General features: G+C 34.8%; 17 protein-coding genes, 2 tRNA genes and 1 riboswitch. Of the genes, 2 read left to right on the top strand and 17 right to left on the bottom strand.

Annotated elements, in window-relative coordinates; genetic code table 11:
* Positions 1-407: 407 nt before the first annotated feature.
* Positions 408-797, bottom strand: coding sequence for a hydroxymethylglutaryl-CoA synthase (locus KA833_RS11945; RefSeq protein ID WP_020444595.1), 390 nt, complete (start codon positions 795-797; stop codon positions 408-410).
* 35 nt (positions 798-832) lie between these two features.
* Here KA833_RS11945 and KA833_RS11940 point away from each other — a divergent pair, with 35 nt between their 5' ends.
* Positions 833-1,507, top strand: coding sequence for an IS6-like element IS257 family transposase (locus KA833_RS11940; protein ID WP_001106057.1), 675 nt, complete (start codon positions 833-835; stop codon positions 1,505-1,507).
* A gap of 108 nt (positions 1,508-1,615) precedes the next feature.
* On the opposite strand, the gene rlmH is transcribed toward KA833_RS11940, so the two are convergent.
* The 8 genes from rlmH to KA833_RS11900 form a co-directional block, all read right to left on the bottom strand.
* The gene (gene rlmH / locus KA833_RS11935) at positions 1,616-2,095 is read right to left on the bottom strand and encodes a 23S rRNA (pseudouridine(1915)-N(3))-methyltransferase RlmH (protein WP_210128315.1); all 480 of its coding nucleotides are present in this window, start codon (positions 2,093-2,095) and stop codon (positions 1,616-1,618) included.
* A gap of 741 nt (positions 2,096-2,836) precedes the next feature.
* Positions 2,837-3,637, bottom strand: a complete 801-nt coding sequence (locus tag KA833_RS11930; protein ID WP_107360062.1) for an MBL fold metallo-hydrolase — start codon at positions 3,635-3,637, stop codon at positions 2,837-2,839.
* A 425-nt stretch (positions 3,638-4,062) separates the two neighbouring features.
* Positions 4,063-4,845, bottom strand: a complete 783-nt coding sequence (locus KA833_RS11925; RefSeq protein WP_046207191.1) for a two-component system regulatory protein YycI — start codon at positions 4,843-4,845, stop codon at positions 4,063-4,065.
* Positions 4,846-6,186, bottom strand: a complete 1,341-nt coding sequence (locus KA833_RS11920; RefSeq protein WP_046207190.1) for a YycH family regulatory protein — start codon at positions 6,184-6,186, stop codon at positions 4,846-4,848.
* Entirely contained in the window at positions 6,176-8,008 is a 1,833-nt protein-coding gene (gene walK / locus KA833_RS11915) for a cell wall metabolism sensor histidine kinase WalK (protein WP_046207189.1), read from the bottom strand. The genes KA833_RS11920 and walK overlap by 11 nt, the downstream gene beginning before the upstream one ends.
* Before the next feature lie 13 nt (positions 8,009-8,021).
* Positions 8,022-8,723, bottom strand: a complete 702-nt coding sequence (gene yycF, locus KA833_RS11910) for a response regulator YycF (protein ID WP_019468531.1) — start codon at positions 8,721-8,723, stop codon at positions 8,022-8,024.
* Positions 8,724-9,285: 562 nt separating this feature from the next.
* Positions 9,286-9,358, bottom strand: a tRNA-Asp gene (locus tag KA833_RS11905).
* A gap of 6 nt (positions 9,359-9,364) precedes the next feature.
* Positions 9,365-9,439: transfer RNA gene (locus KA833_RS11900), tRNA-Glu, on the bottom strand.
* A 301-nt stretch (positions 9,440-9,740) separates the two neighbouring features.
* On the opposite strand from KA833_RS11900, the gene KA833_RS11895 reads away from it, so the two are divergent.
* On the top strand, positions 9,741-10,961 hold the full coding sequence (locus KA833_RS11895) for a macrolide family glycosyltransferase (protein WP_210128316.1): 1,221 nt from the start codon (positions 9,741-9,743) through the stop codon (positions 10,959-10,961).
* A gap of 111 nt (positions 10,962-11,072) precedes the next feature.
* On the opposite strand, the gene KA833_RS11890 is transcribed toward KA833_RS11895, so the two are convergent.
* From KA833_RS11890 to KA833_RS11855, 8 genes are all read right to left on the bottom strand, one after another.
* Positions 11,073-12,356 carry an adenylosuccinate synthase gene (locus KA833_RS11890; RefSeq protein WP_070038546.1) on the bottom strand — a complete coding sequence of 428 codons (1,284 nt, stop codon included), beginning with the start codon at positions 12,354-12,356 and terminating at the stop codon, positions 11,073-11,075.
* 291 nt (positions 12,357-12,647) lie between these two features.
* Complete coding sequence (gene dnaB, locus KA833_RS11885) at positions 12,648-14,051, bottom strand: replicative DNA helicase (protein WP_046207186.1); 1,404 nt, start codon at positions 14,049-14,051, stop codon at positions 12,648-12,650.
* Between the two features lie 30 nt (positions 14,052-14,081).
* Positions 14,082-14,528, bottom strand: coding sequence for a 50S ribosomal protein L9 (rplI, locus tag KA833_RS11880; protein ID WP_046207185.1), 447 nt, complete (start codon positions 14,526-14,528; stop codon positions 14,082-14,084).
* Positions 14,525-16,492 carry a DHH family phosphoesterase gene (locus KA833_RS11875; protein ID WP_046207184.1) on the bottom strand — a complete coding sequence of 656 codons (1,968 nt, stop codon included), beginning with the start codon at positions 16,490-16,492 and terminating at the stop codon, positions 14,525-14,527. Before KA833_RS11875 ends, rplI begins: the two co-directional genes overlap by 4 nt.
* Before the next feature lie 14 nt (positions 16,493-16,506).
* Entirely contained in the window at positions 16,507-17,433 is a 927-nt protein-coding gene (locus KA833_RS11870; protein WP_178137696.1) for a DUF2232 domain-containing protein, read from the bottom strand.
* Between the two features lie 278 nt (positions 17,434-17,711).
* On the bottom strand, positions 17,712-18,680 hold the full coding sequence (gene metX, locus KA833_RS11865; protein ID WP_046207182.1) for a homoserine O-acetyltransferase MetX: 969 nt from the start codon (positions 18,678-18,680) through the stop codon (positions 17,712-17,714).
* Between the two features lie 61 nt (positions 18,681-18,741).
* Positions 18,742-18,842: riboswitch (SAM riboswitch) on the bottom strand.
* Positions 18,843-18,969: 127 nt separating this feature from the next.
* The gene (locus tag KA833_RS11860; protein ID WP_046207181.1) at positions 18,970-19,299 is read right to left on the bottom strand and encodes an AzlD domain-containing protein; all 330 of its coding nucleotides are present in this window, start codon (positions 19,297-19,299) and stop codon (positions 18,970-18,972) included.
* The gene (locus KA833_RS11855; protein ID WP_210128317.1) at positions 19,296-19,991 is read right to left on the bottom strand and encodes an AzlC family ABC transporter permease; all 696 of its coding nucleotides are present in this window, start codon (positions 19,989-19,991) and stop codon (positions 19,296-19,298) included. The genes KA833_RS11860 and KA833_RS11855 overlap by 4 nt, the downstream gene beginning before the upstream one ends.
* Positions 19,992-20,287 lie beyond the last annotated feature (296 nt).

Genomic DNA, 20,287 nt, shown 5'->3' with positions numbered 1-20,287 from the left:
TACTGAGAACTGCTTTTAACGTACCTCTTATCTGTAATTTTACTGAGAACTGCTTTTAACAAACCTCTTATCTGCAATTTTACTTAGAACTGCTTTTAACAAACCTCTTATCTGCAATTTTACTTAGAATTGCTTTTACTATTCCTCTTATTAGTATAATCTCAGTAAGAATGCGTATAAAAATGAAAATTACAACCGATTTTGTAAGTGCTGACGCCTGAGGGAATAGTATGTGCGAGAGACTAATGGCTCGAGCCATACCCCTAGGCAAGCATGCACGTACAAAATCGTAAGATAAAAAAATAAGCATATCACTGTAAACTTTAAAAAATCAGTTTAGTGATATGCTTATTTATTTCGAGTTAGGATTTATGTCCCAAGCTCATCAAGCACAATCGGCCACTAGTTTATTTCTCTATCTTATATGTTCTGATATGGTCTTCTATACTGTATAAGTATACTTTTGAATATGGATCTTGTGTCAATTCACGTTCGAAATCAAATTCTTGATTATCAAATCTGTTAAAGAATGTTTCGTATTCTTCGACTGATAATTGCTCTCTAGATTCTAGCATATTTAAGTGTTTCTCTTTATCTAATGCTTTGTCATATCCTTTAACGATTGAACCACTAAAGATTTCTCCTACTGCTCCTGAACCATAACTAAATAGACATACTTTCTCTTCTGGTTGGAATGTGTGGTTCTGTAATAACGAAATTAAACTTAAGTATAATGATCCTGTATAAATGTTACCAACATCTCTATTCCATAATACGGTTCTGTTGCAAAGTTGAATTTATAGTATAATTTTAACAAAAAGGAGTCTTCTGTATGAACTATTTCAGATATAAACAATTTAACAAGGATGTTATCACTGTAGCCGTTGGCTACTATCTAAGATATACATTGAGTTATCGTGATATATCTGAAATATTAAGGGAACGTGGTGTAAACGTTCATCATTCAACGGTCTACCGTTGGGTTCAAGAATATGCCCCAATTTTGTATCAAATTTGGAAGAAAAAGCATAAAAAAGCTTATTACAAATGGCGTATTGATGAGACGTACATCAAAATAAAAGGAAAATGGAGCTATTTATATCGTGCCATTGATGCAGAGGGACATACATTAGATATTTGGTTGCGTAAGCAACGAGATAATCATTCAGCATATGCGTTTATCAAACGTCTCATTAAACAATTTGGTAAACCTCAAAAGGTAATTACAGATCAGGCACCTTCAACGAAGGTAGCAATGGCTAAAGTAATTAAAGCTTTTAAACTTAAACCTGACTGTCATTGTACATCGAAATATCTGAATAACCTCATTGAGCAAGATCACCGTCATATTAAAGTAAGAAAGACAAGGTATCAAAGTATCAATACAGCAAAGAATACTTTAAAAGGTATTGAATGTATTTACGCTCTATATAAAAAGAACCGCAGGTCTCTTCAGATCTACGGATTTTCGCCATGCCACGAAATTAGCATCATGCTAGCAAGTTAAGCGAACACTGACATGATAAATTAGTGGTTAGCTATATTTTTTTACTTTGCAACAGAACCCGTTCCGATACGTTCAAAATCCCTTTATGAAGCGGCTGAAAAAACCGCATCATTTATGATATGCTTCACCGCGCATAATTTTAAACGCACGGTAGACTTGCTCAATTAAGACGACGCGCATCATCTGGTGTGGAAATGTCATTTTACTGAATGATAGGGCGTAGTCGCTTCTGTTTAAGACGTCTTGATGCAAGCCATTGGAACCACCGATAATAAATGTGAAGTCGCTTTGACCGCGTGTCATACGGCTTTCTAATTCTTTAGCAAGTCCTTCAGAAGTCAGCATATTGCCTTTTATTTCTAAAGTAACGACTGTGGATTGTGGGTTTACTTTTGCTAGTAAGCGTTGGCCTTCTTTTTCTTTCACTTGTTCAACTTCTTTGTCACTCATATTTTCGGGTGCTTTTTCATCTGGTACTTCGATAATTTCAATTTTGGAATACGCACCTAAACGTTTTTCGTATTCAGCTATGGCTTGTTTCCAGTATTTTTCTTTTAATTTGCCAACTGCAAGTATAGTAATTTTCATAATTTGCCTCCTGTAAAAGCTTAAAAATCAATAGTTATTAGACTTATCCACAAGTTATGCACTTATTCACACAATTCCCTCTTATTATAACAGGAATGTATACGATAATTTAAAATAATTTACGTTTTTTTCACAAATAACAGTGGGTAACCTGTTTATTTGTGGATAAATCTGTGTATAATGTGGGTATTTCTCTGTTAATTGTGCACATCTCTGGATAACTTTGGATAAATACGTGGATAAGTTGCCGATTGTCTTACATACTTATTCACAAAATTTACGCTTATTTTACAAAATATCATGTTCGTTCAAGCTATTAGGCAAGTTATCCACTGTTTATAAATTATAAGGTAAATGCATATATGTAACTACTTTAATGGACTAATCATTTTATAAAAATCGCTTGTTAAACAAAACTCTAATTTAGTTAAAATAATTTCGTCGTGCCATCACAGCAAGATGACTAGCGTTAAAGTGAGACTAAGCTAAGGCTCATGCATAAGTCTCCGATAACTCAATAATATGAAAACTGGTGCTTTAACTAGATTTACGTTTAGCCATCGTATTAAGAAGTACTCAATTTCATTTCATATGCCAACTACGCTTTGAATCATCTTCAGCTCACCCATTAAAATCATCTAACTATTCAAACATGCCATTTCAACAATAGCTTACAGTAGTCTTGGATTAATGCACAAAAAAGCCCTAACCACTTCTTCAATGAAGGGCAAGGGCTTCTTACTATAGTGTGTATATTGGTGTGGCTTGAGCTTTGTCTGTGTCGCAGAGGAGCACTTCTTTCTCTGTATCGATGTCGTGTTCGTTTAGGACTTGGCCAACGCTCATGCGGGCAAGATCTTTCATGTTGTTGTCTTGTGATAAGTGGGATAGATAGATGCGTTTCGTGTTGCCTGTAATGACGTCTGTCATGGCAAGCCCTGCATCTTCATTAGATACGTGTCCCATATCACTAAGGATACGTTGTTTTGTCTTCCATGGATAGCCGCACATACGAAGCATGTCAACGTCGTGATTACTTTCGAATACGAAAGCATCACTGCCTTGAATCATGCCTTTCATGCGATCTGAAACGTAACCTGTGTCTGTAAGTATCGTGAATTTTTTATAATTATTATGGAAGATATAAAACTGTGGATCTATGGCATCGTGAGACACGTTGAATGATTCAATATCAAAGCCTGCAATAGACTTAGTCTCGTATGGATTAAAAATGAATTTCTGATCCATTGGGATTTTACTATCTTTCTTTTCAATCGCTGTCCATGTTTTTTCGTTTGCGTATATTGGCAATCCGTATTTACGCGCTAAGACACCGAGGCCTTTGATATGGTCGGAATGTTCATGTGTTACTAAAATGCCGTTTAAATGCTTAATTTGTTTGTCGATCTGGCCAAACAGTTCTTCCATTTTCTTACCTGTCAGGCCTGCATCGACGAGAATACTACCTTTATCACTTTCTACATAAGTGGCGTTTCCTGTACTACCACTCGCTAAGACACTCATTCGTATCAAGCGATTCACCCTTTCTAATCGATAAACACTCGTTGCTTATAATTTGTATAGGCAGTCTACGGTTTATGTGACCTCAACATGCCCTCTGTCTAATTATTAAAGTTTTTTATATCTGCTGAAACTGTTTTTTAAATTATGTACTTTTGAACTATCCTATGTGGTACATATTTATGTTTACATGCGTTCATCTTAAATCAACGCAGTTGGTTTATAACTTTGATTTAACAATAATCTATTTTAACATACTTTGAAGCTTAAATTGAATTTAATGTTTAATGTGGTGCCTTGTTTTTTAAAATACTGTGTCTCAAAGTACAAAATAAAAGAGCGGATATACTTTTGATTTCGTATATCCGCTCTCTTATTTTTATGATAAATCTTTCAATACTCACTAAACGGTGTGCTTGCGTGAAGTCATAAATACTATGTTTGCACTATTCTTCAACTATCTTTGGACTGTCTGAAATGGCTTCGACGTAATATGTCTTGGATTCGTCTTTATGTTTTACTTTGATTTCCCAATTGGCTTCTAGTACTTGCACGTTAGGCTCTTTAACGACGGTATAATAGCCGAGTCGGACGTTGGTCACTTCATCGTTTCTTTTAAGATAACGATTATAATACAGTGCTTCTATCGAACTTCTCGCAGTATTTACTTGTTTCTTATCGTTGTTTGCACCTTCTGATGGCTCTATCGATTTCATAGCGGTTTGTCTGTAACTCGACGCTTTACCATCGTCATTGATATTAAATTTAAGTTGTGCTTTACTATTGTTCATTATTGGAAAATCGTTGTAAGTCTGTTCAAAGGTGACGTGTTTATCGTCAATTTTACTCATTTCGTAATTTTGGCCTTTAAAGATTTTATCTTTAACATATGATTTTAAATCTGTGTATTGGTCATTACTCACATCAATCGGGTCATTGATTTCACCTTTGATTTTTTGACCGTCTGCTTCGCTTGAAATACTTGAACGTGCTTTTGCATAAGATGAAAAATCATTAGATCTTGCAGTGAGCAATTGCATTTCTATATTTTTAACACTTGGCAAATTTTCAGGAATTTCTATTTTTTCTTGTTTAAAATTCACTGCATTTTCTTCAGCGCTATCGTTAATATGAGATTTATTGACTTTATCAATATAGATGATGATAAGGCTAATATTTACTAGAATAAATACAAAAATAAATAACGTTTTCGTGTGTTTCCAGTTCATTTATTCTAGCCCCCCATCTTTGTATGCACGCCACTTGTCATCGTACTCTACATACCAACATGGCTTAAATTCACTGTTGCGCTGGATTTCTATATCTCCGTTGTCCTGTTTATCTTCCATTCGGTAACCAATCGTCATGTTGGTAACCTTTTCGAAATCAATTTCAGGATTATTGGCGAGTTCCGAACGCACAGTTTCAGCACCTGGCAGGTTGACTTCTTTTTCGCCACTATCAATCGTCACATTCGCTTTTAATAACGTACGCGCATAGCCGTAAATACCTTTATTGCCCCAAGAGACTTTCAATGTATTTAAATCGTCGTCGTTAAACGTTGGTCGTCCATTCAAGAACATTTGATAAGTCAGATCGCCACGTTTGTCGTCCGTATGGAACAATCTGAAATCATCTGTAAAACCACCGTGATTATTGATGTATGCATAGGTACTTGGAATGCTTTCTTGCATGTTTGTTGAACGGTTTTCATCTTCTAATAGATTTGTGTAGCGATATTTTTCGGTTTCATCGTTGTAATTGGCTACACCTGTATTATTGTTGTAAGTGACTGAGCCACTTCTTGAGCTACGCACTACAACAGAATCGTTAAATAGTATTGAATTCATGGTATCCACACTAATGTGATTATAGATTGTATGGTAGGATTTTTGTCCTTTTGGTGACTTCGGTGCAAAGATATGTGTCGCTTTATCTATCGTATCTTTATTGGTAATAATTTCTGTGTAAGGTTGCATATGTTTGTGCTGCTTTTCCAATGCTTCCGTGAATTTATCTGCCTTCACCGTTGTCGTCATACGTACAACATTGTGTCTATCTTTACTTATCGCATAAAGTTTTATTTTGCCATCTTGATTGTTATCTATTAACAGGCGATCAAATTTAAAGTTGTTGGGTACTTTGGCATTAATATTTAAAACTTGACCTAAATATGTAGCGAGTGGCATATCATAGGTGAAGTCCAATACTAAAAATTCATCGCTCAAGTCTGGAATAATTAAATTATGATTGCTATGCATTTGTTCCGCGTGTAATACACGGTGATTTTTCAATGGTTTAATTGTTTCTTCGACATTGCTGCGTGTTGCTTCCATACCTTCTGTGCTTTCACCTTTTGAGTGAATGACTTGATATGGTGTAATTACTTGTGGCATGCCTTGTTTCAAAGGTTTACCGATTGTGTTTGATTTCGCTTCTTTTTTACTATTATCTTGTTTATCTACATTAGCCAAATCGGGTGAAAAGTTCCATGTCATATAAGTTAAAATCGCACTCATGAGTACTAAAAGAAATAGAATAATAGATTTAATTAGCTCTTTACTCTGCATCCCAATCACCATCTTCTAGTACTTCACATGGAAGCGTAATAAAGATTGACGTACCTTGTCCTTCTACACTATTTGCCCAGATGCGACCATTATGCGCTTCGACAATTTCTTTAGAAATGGCTAAACCTAATCCTGTGCCACCCATTTTTCGTGTCCGTGCTTTATCTACACGATAGAAACGGTCAAAGATTTTATCTACTTTATTGATAGGGATACCAATGCCGTTATCTTTAACGCGAATAGTCATACGATTATACAGTGAGTTCTGTTTCACGTGAAACTCAACGCGTTTATCGCCGCGTGAATACTTCATAGCGTTGGTAATGACATTGTCAAACACTTGTGTCATCTTATCTGGATCAATTTCCGTAAAGATGGTTTGTTTTGGAATTTCACGTACAAATGTCGTATCTTTCGCTGACATTTCATGGCGGTTAATAATTTTATTGATAAACATGTTAAAGTCGACAATTTCTTTGGTAATCTGATCTGATTCGTTATCCATTTTTGATAATTGTAATAAATCGTTAACGAGTCGAATCATACGTTCCGTCTCTTCACGTGTCACTGATAGGAATTGTGGTGCTAACGCATCATCTTTCCATGCACCGCTTTCTAATGCTTCGATATAACTATTCATGGACGTTAACGGCGTACGTAATTCATGTGAAACATTCGCGACGAATTCGCGACGTTCTTGTTCCACTTGTTGTTGTTCTGTTACGTCGTGAAGTACGGCAATATAGCCTGTAACAAAGCCAGTCTCTTGTACGATTGTGCTGAAGTTTACACGAGCAATAATGCCTTCACTTTCATTGATATCTAATAAGAAACTATCATTATTTTCTTGAATTTCATCTAATGAAAAGTCTTCTTCTAATTTAAGCATATTTAACATGTAATGACCGATAATTTCTTCTTTCATCATGCCTAGCATCGTTAGTGCCATATCGTTGACAATACGCACACGGCCACGACGATCAGTTGCGATAATACCATCACTCATATGTGTAATAACAGAGTCTAAGCGTCGTTTTTCACTTTCCGTATTTGCTTGTGCTTCTTGTACACGCTTGGATAAATTATTGAAGGCTAGTGCAAGTTCACCAATTTCATCATTACCGTAAATTTTAACACGTTGCGTATAGTTACCTTTAGACATCTCAACAGTTTGGTTACGCATATCAGTAATTGGCTTTGTGATTGTGCGCGCAATAAAGAAACCTAATATCACAGTAATTAATAGCGAGATGCCTGTCCCAACAATAAAGATTTGGTTGATGTTGCTCAATTGGTTGTAGACATCATTGATATCTGCTTCTATATAAACATCACCAATTGTCCCATCATCTGATGTCTTCACAGGTAAATTGTAGACCCACACACGTTGTTTACCATTACCATAGTCTTTCAATACCGTATGGCTATTAATTTCTCCTAGAGATAGCGCTTTTTGTATCGAGCTGTCATTAGCTTTTTGATTTATTAGACTACGCGTAGACTGCTTTGAGGTAGCCATGATAATTTGATCTTTATCAATAAAACGAATTTCTTCTATTTCTTGTCTATTAGCATACTCATTCAATAAATTTTGTACTTCTTTTTGTGCATTGACCGAGTTGTCTTCGTCATAGACTTTTTCTATATTAATTTCTATTTGTTTCGCATATTGCGAGATATTATTTTTAAATGTTTGTGTTAATTCTTTTTCTAGACTATTGGTAAAGTATAAACCGATAATCTGCATACCGATTACGATTAACAATACATAGACAATAACAAGTTTCGTGTGTAGAGATTGAAAATGTTTAAGCCACTTCATTTAATATTGTCCCCTAATCATGTTGTTGGAGGAAGTATCCAACACCACGGCGTGTCACTATATATTCTGGATGTGATGGATCGTCTTCAATTTTTTCACGTAAGCGACGAATCGTTACGTCTACTGTACGTACATCACCAAAATAGTCATAGCCCCAAACAGTTTGTAATAAATGTTCACGTGTCATAACTTGACCCATGTGTTTAGATAAATAATGGAACAGTTCGAATTCACGGTGTGTTAATTCAATATCTGTACCACGTTTTTTAATAGAATATGCATCTGGATAGATAACAATATCTTTTATTGTAATTTCATTAGATGCATCGTTTACTTCTTGTGCTGGTTGTGAATAATGACGACGTAAGTTTGCTTTGACACGCGCAATTAATTCACGCGTGCTAAATGGCTTCGTCACATAGTCATCGGCACCAAGTTCAAGACCCAACACTTTATCGATTTCTGAGTCTTTTGCGGTTAGCATAATAATTGGCATTTCATATTTTTTGCGTACTTCACGGCACACTTCCATGCCATCGCGACCAGGTAACATAATGTCTAATAAGACAATGTCTGGTTCTTCATCATATATTAAATCTACTGCGTCATTGCCATCATATGCACAGAATACTTCATAACCTTCTTTTTTCAAGTTGAACTCTAAAATATCAGCAATTGGTTTTTCGTCATCTACTACCACAACTTTTCTAGCCATATTTATAAACCTCATTTCTAAATTGTAGTACGTTTACATATTTTTCTACGCATTTCTCTATAATATAATTTACCATTTATAGCGTGCTAATTCTATTTTTCTAAACAAAAAAATAAATTGGTATATTGTAAAATTATAACATTTTTTACTATTAATAGGTTAATAATAGATATATTAAGCCTACACAACATGATATCACTGTGCGACTATATTGCCCATAGTCTATAAAAAAGTGATACATATCTCAGCAAGGGACATGTTATTTTGGCTAAGATTATTTTGAGATGCCTTTGTCATATTTTGAACATGAGGTCGCTTATACTGGGAATGCATCACGTTTACAACGATACTTTTATGAACTGAGCTAATTTGCACTAACATGAATTATTTTAAAGTCTACATTTTAAATTGACCATTCACCTAGCATCAGTTCGTTACGCAAACGAAGGCGCTCACTTTAAAATTCATGCATCCATAACAACTACCTTCAATTGAATTGAGTTTGAAATATGTAGCTTAGAAAATTGCACAAAAAAATGCCCATCCTATTGGATGGGCAATACGGTCTCGACGGGAATCGAACCCGCGATCTCCTGCGTGACAGGCAGGCGTGTTAACCGCTACACTACGAGACCTAAAAATGGTGACTCCTACGGGACTCGAACCCGTGTTACCGCCGTGAAAGGGCGGTGTCTTAACCGCTTGACCAAGGAGCCTCTCTTAAGCACAAGATAAATTATATCAACTCTCATTATGGTTGACAAGCTATTTTTTAAATTTATTTAGTATAATTTTCTATCATTAATGTATAAAGTAAGAAAATAATGCTCAACGCTGACAAATCAGTATTTTATCTGCTTTATAACTTATTTTTTGAGCATCAATACTCTGTGATTTGCTCTATAATTATCTACTTTTTCATTTTTATTTCAAAACCCAAATAATAAATACAAAATCTTTTTTGTTTTAAATTTATTTTGCTAAAATTATAATTAGTATAAATAAGGAGGCTCAATATTGGCAAAAATATTATTTGTAAATCCAGGTTCTGCTGGACATGTAAACCCAACAATTGCAGTTGTTAAAGAACTAGTCAATCGTGGCGAAGAAGCTGTTTACTACGCGAGCGATATATATAAAGATAAATTGAAAGATACTGGTGCTGAAATTAGAACGTTACCTACAGAAGCGATTATGACAGCTTTCACTGATCATGAAAATCATCATTTATTTAATGTGATCAATGGTTTATTAAAAACTGTAGATATCATTGTGCCACAAATTTTAAGAGAAACTGAAAATGAGCATTTTGATTATATGATTCATGATTCTATGTTTAGTTGCGGTTATATATTAGCGCAAAAATTAAATTTACCATCGATTTCATCAGTATCTTCATTTGCCCATACAAAAACATCTTTTGAAACATTCATTAATCATTTAACTTCGACTGTGAGCAAACAAGAAATTCAACATGCTGATGAAACATTTAACACTTTGAAAGCCCATGTTGAATCAACATATGATGTAACCATTCCTTCCCGTTTTGAAGTCATGAATAACCCGGGAAATATTAATATCTCTTATGTAATGAAAGGATTCCAAGTCGGTTATGACGCCTTTGACCCTGAATATTACAAATTTGTTGGTCCTTCCATACTCGAACCTAAAGATTCTGGCTTTATGGATCACATTGATACCACACGACCAGTCGTTTATATTTCTCTTGGAACGGTATTTAATCAAAATATTGAATTTTTCAATCTTTGCTTTGAAGCATTTGCAGATATCAATGCTTCATTTGTTGTATCAATCGGTCATGATAATCAACTTGAAGATTTCAATGCGATACCATCTAATTTTACTGTTGAACATGTTGTGCCACAAACAGAATTATTGCAACATACGACACTATTTTTAACACATGCTGGTATGAATAGTACAAATGAAGCAATGTTGATGGAAGTACCTATGTTAGCTTTTCCACAAAGCGCGGATCAACCTGTTGTGGCTCGCCAAATCGAAAAACTACTTGTTGGTCGTCAGTTACAACTAGAAAATATAACGTCTCATGATTTAAAACAAATCGTCTTAAACATGCTAGATGAAATACCAAGCTATCAGCGTAATATCAGAAAAGTTAAATCTATACAATCTAGTAATAAAACAGGTTATCAGCTAGCAGTCGATCACATTCTAAACTTTCGTAATCAATATGTAACACATTCAACGATATAAATAAAAACACCTTGTAAAGATGTCCATCTCAGGCTACATCAACAAGGTGTTTCTTTCATATCAACATTTTATTATTTTACATTTATAAATCCGTTAACATAGGTAAACGGCTTACCATAATGATTTTAATAAGTTTGTTTGATTACGGTCTGGTCCTACAGAGAAGATTGAAATTTGAACGTCACACAACTCAGAAATACGTTCTAAGTATCTACGTGCATTGTCTGGTAACTCATCTAATGAGCGACAACTTGTAACATCTTCAGTCCAACCTGGTAACGTTTCAAAAATCGGTTTACAACGCTGTAAGTCATTTAAGTTCGCTGGATATTCAGTAATTTCTTTACCGTCTAATTCATAAGCTGTACAAATCTTCACTTCTTTTAGACCTGTTAATACATCGATAGAGTTGATTGATAAATCGGTAATACCACTCGCACGACGAGAGTGACGTAATACAACTGAGTCGAACCAACCTACACGACGTGGACGGCCTGTAGTTGTACCGTATTCACGGCCAACTTCACGGATGTGGTGTCCATCATCATCAAATAGTTCTGTTGGGAATGGGCCATCACCGACACGTGATGTATAAGCTTTACATACGCCAATAACTTTAGATACGTAAGTTGGACCAACGCCACCACCAACAGTTACGTTACCTGCAACTGGGTTACTTGACGTAACAAATGGATATGTTCCGTGGTCGATATCTAACATAACGCCTTGTGCACCTTCAAATAATACTTTTTCTTCAGCTACAAATGCATCATCCAATACTTTTGCAGTGTCCGTAACGAACTCTGCTAAACGTTGACCTGCTGCGTAATAAGTTTCAAAGATTTCTTCAAATGAAGGACATGCTTTATCAAACATACCTTTAAAATATGCTGATTTGTATTCAATATTTTCTTTTAATAATTTTTCAAACGTTTCTTTGTCTAATAAATCTGCTACACGGATACCGATACGTTGTGCTTTATCTACATAAGCAGGACCGATACCTTTTTTCGTAGTACCAATTTTATTATCTCCACGGCGTTCTTCTTCATATTCATCTTGTTTTATGTGATAAGGTAAAATAACTTGAGCACGATTTGAAATACGTAAATTATCTGTAGAAATACCTCTTTCATTTAAACCGTCTAACTCTTTCAATAATGCGACTGGATCTATAACTACACCATTTCCAATAACTGCTAGTTTTTCTTTATAGAAAATACCAGATGGTACTAAGTGCAATTTATATGTTTCGCCACCAAATTTAATTGTATGACCTGCATTGTTACCACCTGAAAAACGTGCAATAACATCTGCTTGTTCTGCTAAAAAGTCTGTGATTTTACCTTTACCTTCGTCTCCCCATTGTGTCCCAACAACTACGATTGATGACATATGAGCACCTCCAAGTTTTTCTCAATTAACCATTAAGTATTCTACCAATACCACACTAATAATGCAAACAAAAATCGAACATTGATTTTTTACATTTTTTCAAATTTTGTTGAGTGTACAAAAAAGCTATTGCACACCTTAAACATAGTGTCATCAAGGTTTTCAAACCGATATCCACTTTTTCACAACACATACTTCATCAAAAACGAAAGAACTAAAAACAAACAAAAACCGTACAATTAATAAAAGTATTTAAAAATCGTACGGAAAAATAAATTTTATTCTTTTTTCTTAACCCATGTCTGCATGTGCATAATCAATATCTGTAAATTTGTTATACTGCTTCATAAAATGTAATTTAACAGTCCCTGTTGGGCCATTACGTTGCTTCGCTATTATAATTTCAATCTCACCATTATCATCATTTGTTTGTGGTTCAAAGTTCGTATCTCCATCATCATCGTCTTCATCTTCGCCACGATTATAGTAATCATCACGATATAAGAATGCGACGATGTCAGCATCTTGTTCAATTGATCCTGATTCACGAATATCACTCATCATTGGCCGTTTATCTTGACGTTGCTCTACGCCACGTGATAACTGACTTAATGCTATAACCGGACATTCCATTTCTCTGGCAATCGCCTTTAATGTACGAGAAATCTCTGATACTTCTTGTTGTCGGTTATCTGAGAATCTCGAACCACTACCTGAGATTAATTGCAGATAGTCAATGACTACCATGTCTAAACCGTGTTCTTGTTTTAAACGACGGCATTTTGAACGAATATCTGTAATTCTAATACCTGGTGTATCATCAATAAATATCTTTGTTCTAGATAATTTACCTACTGCTATAGTAAAGCGATTCCAGTCTTCTTCCGTCATCATACCCGTTCTCAAACGGTTAGAATCTACGTTGCCAGAGCTACAAATCATACGTGTTGCTAATTGATCTGCACCCATTTCCAGTGAAAATATACCTACTGAGAAATGGTCTTCATGTGTAGCAACTTTTTGCGCAATATTAAGTGCGAAGGCAGTCTTACCTACTGACGGTCTGGCAGCCAGAATAATTAAATCGTTACGGTTAAAGCCCGCAGTCATCTGGTCTAAATCTCGATAACCAGTTGGAATACCAGGCGTTTGACCACTATTTTGATCAAGTAATTCTGCATTCTCATACACTTCTCCAAGCACATCTCTAATATCTTTGAATCCATCGCTTTCACGTGTAGATGACAATTCTAATATTCGACGTTCTGCATCGTTCAAGATTGTATCTAATTCTAATTCATCGTTATAACCATCGTTAGCAATGCTATCAGCAGTTTGTATCAACTTACGTTTTGTTGCATGCTTAAATACGATATCTGTATAATATTGAATATTTCGAGTTGTCGGTACATTACTAGATAATTCTGCTAGATATTGTGGGCCACCCGCTTCATTTAGTCGTCCTTCATGTGACAGTTGATCCATAATTGTAACCACGTCAATATCTTTATTATCTTCGTTGAGGTTCATCATGGCTCTAAAGATGTGTTGATGCGCGCCTCTATAAAAGGACTCAGGAAGTAAGACTTCCTGAGTTCTGTTTATCAATTCCGGATCTATGATAATGGCACCTAAGACAGATTGTTCAGCCTCATTACTGTGGGGCATTTGATTTTGTTCATACATTCCATCCATTATGATTACACCTCATATCTCAATCCGTTTTTATTGTTCAACTGTGTGTACACGAATTGTACCTTCTACTTCTTTATCTAATTTAACTGGTACATTTGTGTAACCCAAGGCATGTATACCGTTTGGTAAATCCATTTTACGCTTGTCAATTTTAATATCGTGTTGTTGTTGTAGTGCTTGAGCGATTTGTTTAGTACTTACTGAACCAAATAATTTTCCCGCATCGCCTGTTTTAGCAGATACTTCAACTTCAATTTGACTCAATGTTTCTTTTAATTTTTTAGCATCTTCAATTTCTTGTTGGCGTTCCGCTTCTGCAGCTTCATTTTTCTTTTCAAGTTGTTTTAAATTACCTGGTGTAGCTTCTACTGCATAATTTTTCTTCAATAAGAAGTTGTTGGCATAGCCTACTGGTACATCCTTAACTTCGCCTTTTTTACCTTTACCTTTAACGTCTTGTGTGAATATTACTTTCATGAATTTTCACTCCTACTCATTTGTTCTGTTATAGCTTGTTGTAATTGTTCGATTGCTTCATCAACAGTGACATCTTTTAATTGTGTAGCTGCATTAGTTAAATGGCCACCGCCACCAAGTGCTTCCATTGTCAGCTGAACATTAACTGCACCGAGTGAGCGGGCAGACATACCGACTAAATTATCTTCTCTTCTAGCAACTACATACGAAGCTTCTACACCATCTAAACTTAACAGTTCATCCGCTGCTTGTGCAACTGTTACAGGATGATAGATTTTTTCATTCGAACCATGTGCAATTGCGACACCGTTGTCTTGTAGTTTCACTGTTTGGATTAATTCAGTACGATTAATGTACGTATCTAAGTCATCTTTCAAGAAGTGCTGCGTTAATATTGTATCTGCACCATGTGCACGTAAATAACTTGCCGCATCAAATGTTCTTGAACCTGTACGCAATGTGAAATTACGTGTATCTACAATAATACCCGCAAACATAATTGTCGACTCTAAACGTGTTAATCGTTGTTCTGTTGGTTGATATTCTAGCAATTCAGTCACTAGTTCTGCAGTTGAACTTGCATATGGTTCCATATAAACCAATAGTGGACTAGAGATAAAGCTTTCACCACGTCTATGATGATCAATCACAACTTTACGATTAGCTTTGTTTAATATGTTTTCGTCAATAACCATTTCTGGTTTATGTGTATCTACAACTACTAAAGTTGTCTTAGACGTCATGACGTCCCATGCTTCGTCAGATGTAATAAAACGCTCTTTTAGTTCAGGCTTTTCATCGACTGCATTCATCACACGACGTAACGTCGGATCTATATCTGAATCATTCAACACAATGTAAGCATCCAAATTGTTCATCATAGCGAATCGTGAGACACCAATCGCTGCACCAATAGCATCTAAGTCAGGACGCGTATGTCCCATAATGATGACTTTGTCTCCTTCCATTAATATATCTTTTAGTGCGTGAGAAATCACACGTGCTCTAACACGTGTACGTTTCTCCATAGGGTCAGTCTTACCACCATAAAAACGCACATTTCCGTTCATATGCTTAATCGCAACTTGGTCGCCACCACGACCTAATGCTAAATCAAGTCCAGATTGAGATAATTCACCTAAATCGATTAAATTCTCTGAGCCTTCACCTACACCAATACTTAATGTCAATTGCGCACGGTAACCCACACTTTTTTCACGTAATTGACTCAGTATACTAAAATTAGATGCTTCAATTTCATTTAAAATACGTTGGTTTAAATAGGCAACAAATTGGTCTGAACTATAACGCTTGAAATAAATGTTATATTCAGTTGCCCATCTACTGATTACACGCGTGACCATAGAGTTAATCTCTGAACGTTGCGTATCATTCATATTTTGTGTGATCTCATCATAGTTATCTAAAAATAGTGTTGCAATAATTGGTTTAGATGCTTCATATAATTCTTGTGTATGTATTTCTTCTGTTATATCGAAGAAATACAATACATGTTCTTTTTCTGAATATCTCACGCGATAGTGATATTCATTTTCTTGAATTTCCACTTCTTGTGTTTTTTCTAACTGTTTTAATATATTAGGATATACCTCATTGACTGGATCAGAAATTACATTTCGATCTAGACGATCCGACATAAATTGGTTCATCCACTCTATGTTTTCGTTTTCATCTAAGATAATCATCCCAATAGGTAATCTTTTAATAGCAGTATTACTGCTTGCTGAGATTTTTCCACTCAGATTATCTACATAGTTATCCAATTTTTGTAAAGCTTGTCTTACCATTAGTACTGTCCCTACGATTATGATGAGTAATACAACAGTAGCTATACCTGCAATCAATTGATTAAAAATAAACCAAACGACGACAAGCGCTATTGCTGTGAGCACCATAATAATAAATGGTAAAATCAACGCTTTTTTAGTGGATTGACGGTTCATTTTTCCACCTCAAATCATTTTTTAATGATACGTTTTAAATTGATACATAAATCTACAAATCCCAGGAGACTCACAATATGTGTTAATGGCATTAAAATTGTCCCTATTACCATTAATATCACTGTAAGTGCTGGCGGCATTGATTTCGCTTTTCCGAAAAAGTGAATCACACTTAACCCCTGAATGTACATACATAATGATAACACAATTTCAAAGTTTAAGACGATCGTTTGAAACGCACTTGGTTGCGTTGAAAACATAACACAAATTAATACAATAATATACATCCATAAGACAGAACGCTTCATTTGCCAAGCATATAATGGTTTGAATATGGGTGTAGCGATTTTGAATTTACGCAAGATTGGAAAAGTGATAATTAAATTGATTAATATAAGTAGAAATACGCCAATGATTATATAACTTGGTAGTTGTACTGCTGATTGGCGGAAAGCCTCTTCAAACATTTGTTTATAATCTGCGTTGACTGAAGCGCTGGAAATTATGTGATACATCTGTTCTTTAATCGGTTTGATTAATGAAGCAGCACTCGATATTTTTTTTGATGCTTGTAACACCATAAATGCAATTAATGCAATAATACTAATAAAAGTCGTTGTTATATATAGTATACGTTCTTTTGATGTTCGTTCTTTTAATAATTGACCCACTACAAAACTTACTACGAACAAGAGGATCATGATACTTAACACGAATATATTACCTAATAACGTAGTTAGCACAACTGTAATGACTGCCGTTAAGCCAAAAGATTCTACAGATTTATGCCATAAAATAATACCTGGAATTGTTGCAAATAAACTCAACACGAGTCCAAGTATCGGTAATATATGTAAAGCTAAAGCAACTATAATTAACGTAATTACACTAAGTATAGTGGCTTTAGTATGTATTTTAGAAAACAAATTCGCCACTCCTATACAATTTTTGTCTATGTTTATTATTTTAACCTCTTTAAAACTTTTATACAATTATTGACAATTCTTTTTGTCAGAAGTTCAATATCGGGGCCAATATCTGAAAACGAACGCCTTTTTAAATTGCATTTCCGTCGTTGATTCCAACTTCAAATTTCATATTTTGCTCGCTATAAAAAAAGAAGACATCATAGGAAAAAAGTTATTTTAACTTTCATAAAGGATAAAATAACTATCCTAGACGTCTTATCATACAAAATAAACTAAAATAAATCATATCGTTATTTTCTTTTGAACTTAGAAACTTTTAAAAAATGATATAAATTAGGTGCCCAATCATTAAAGTTCAATAAGAAACCATCATGTCCTACATTATCTGGCACAAAGCAATGCTTGTGATATTTAAATCGCGCACCTGTGGCATATACTAAATCGTCTGGATATAACAAATCATCCGTAAAGCCCATAGTCATAACCTTAGTATCCAGACGTCCAAACACTTCATCTACATCAGTACGATCTCTATCTATATCGTGGCTATCTAAGACGTCTAGCAGGCTTAAATAACTCAATGGGTCAAAATGCTTTTTAAACTTGTTCCCCTGATGTTTCTGGTAGTTTACAACTTGATCAGGTGTAAATCGTCTATCATAACTTTTGGAGGAGCGATACGTTAAGAAACCAAGCTGCCTTGCTATGCTCATACCTTCACCATGATCTAATCGAATCGCCTGTCTCGCAATTTCATTAAATGCACGACTATATGAGGAAGTCTTATCAGTCGCAGCTAAAATTACTGCTTTATCTACTTCAAATTTATGATTATACAATAATTCCAGCGCTTGCATACCTCCTAAAGACCCACCGATTAAAATACTAATTCGATCAAACCCTAATGTTTGAATACCTAATTCGATTGCATTGACAATATCACGCAATGTTAAATGCTTAGGAAAATCAGCATCTGTAAATGGCGAACTGGAACCATACGGACTACCGATCACGTTAAATGTTAAAAATTGATAATCATGTATAGGCATGTATCCCCCATCTATAATCTCTCTCCACCAACCAGGATTGTCATCCGTACCATAGGTCAAATGATTACCAGTCAGTGCATGGCATACAAGCACAAGTGGCTGTCCTTCATATCCTACATGTTCATAACGTAATTTTAAATTTAAAATCGTTTCACCTGATTCAGTTGTAAATGGTCCCAATTCTAATGTATCAACCGTATAATTTGTCATCATTTACCTCCTACTTAGTAAAAAAACTTCTCACCTATTTATAATAAGTAAGAAGTTACAATACTTATTATTCGAGCGAATCGTTGGTATTAGCACCGTGCTTATTAAAGTCGGTTGCTGAAGCTTCATTGGGCCAAATCCCTCTGCTTCTCGAAATAAGATTTAATTTTAATTGTAAAAAGCTATGCATAAATCAAATATCCATTTTAACAAGTATTTCATTAAAATTATCAAAATTTTCTAATTATTGCTATTCTAACGGATAATGTGAGCCACTTCAATAATATATTTAAAATATCCATCTTAAAATTGCCATTATTAAAATACCACTGACAATCGTAATCGTTAAACTCCGTGTAATAATGGCAATGATTATTGTTGGAAGCATCGTCACTAAAAACGGTAAATTAACACTATACACCATTGAACCTTCATGTTGTTCTAGGACGCCGTCTACAATCAATGCAGTAAATAATGTGATGGGAATGAAAGAAAGCCACTTTACGACTGTCTCAGATAGTTTGATTTTTGTAATTAATATAAAAGGTATAATACGTGTCAACCACGTTACCACACCGCATAAAACAATAATTAATAACATATGTAAAGTCGTTGTCATTTATCGATCACCACCCCTAATCCCGCAGTAATTGTCGACGCTATGATGATTGCTACGTATGAAGACATAAAGAAACTTAAAATAAGCATTAACAAAATTACACAAACAATTAATACTAAATATGTTTTAACTTGTGACTGCTTAATAGCATCGAATTGCGAAACAGCTAGGAATATAAACATTGCAGTAATAGCAAAATCTAACCCAAATGCATCGGGATTCGTTATGTACTTACCAAAAATAGCACCAACAACACTTGCAAATGTCCAAAATAAATATGCAGTGATATTTAATCCATGTAGCCAACGATCATTGATTTTTTCACCTTTTAGATGTGGTGTAATAGCGACACCAAATGTTTCATCTGTAATCAGAGAAGACATGGCTATACGATTCCAAAACCCATATCCTTTATAACTTGGTGCTAAGGTCATACTTAATAAAAACATCCTAGAATTCACAATAAATGTCGTTAAGACAATTGCAGAAATTGGAGTTCCAGCAATGACTAATGCACAAATAATGAATTGTGCTGCGCCTGCATAAATAAGTAAACATAATAAAATAATTTCAATTAAATTGAAACCTGAAGCCACTGCAACAATACCAAAGGAAAGACCAACACCAGCATAACCTAACAAAGTCGGTACACATTCTTTTACACCTTGCTTAAAAGTTAGATGTGTTGTCATCATGCCACCTCCCAAACATTTTATAAAAATAATAGAACTAGTTTAATACAAAGCAAAAGACATATTCAATATCTTTAGACTGAGGTATGTATGACCTAAGACTTACCGGCGTCTAAAAACCTTATTAAATTGGCATTTTATATTTCAGAATATTGTGTTATTATTTTAGACTCACCCCTTATCATTTGAATAAAATAAGTCATTTTACAAATTTAAAAAACTGAAAACTGAGATATTTAACACCTCCCCTCCCCTTTCTTTACTTTAAAAATATTAAGCCATTTAATAGATTAAAA

The organism is Staphylococcus sp. GDY8P67P (genome assembly GCF_017892545.1).
Classification (GTDB): Bacteria; Bacillota; Bacilli; order Staphylococcales; family Staphylococcaceae; genus Staphylococcus; species Staphylococcus ureilyticus.
Note: the sequence above shows the minus strand (reverse complement) of the source record. Positions and strands in the feature narration are given on the sequence as shown.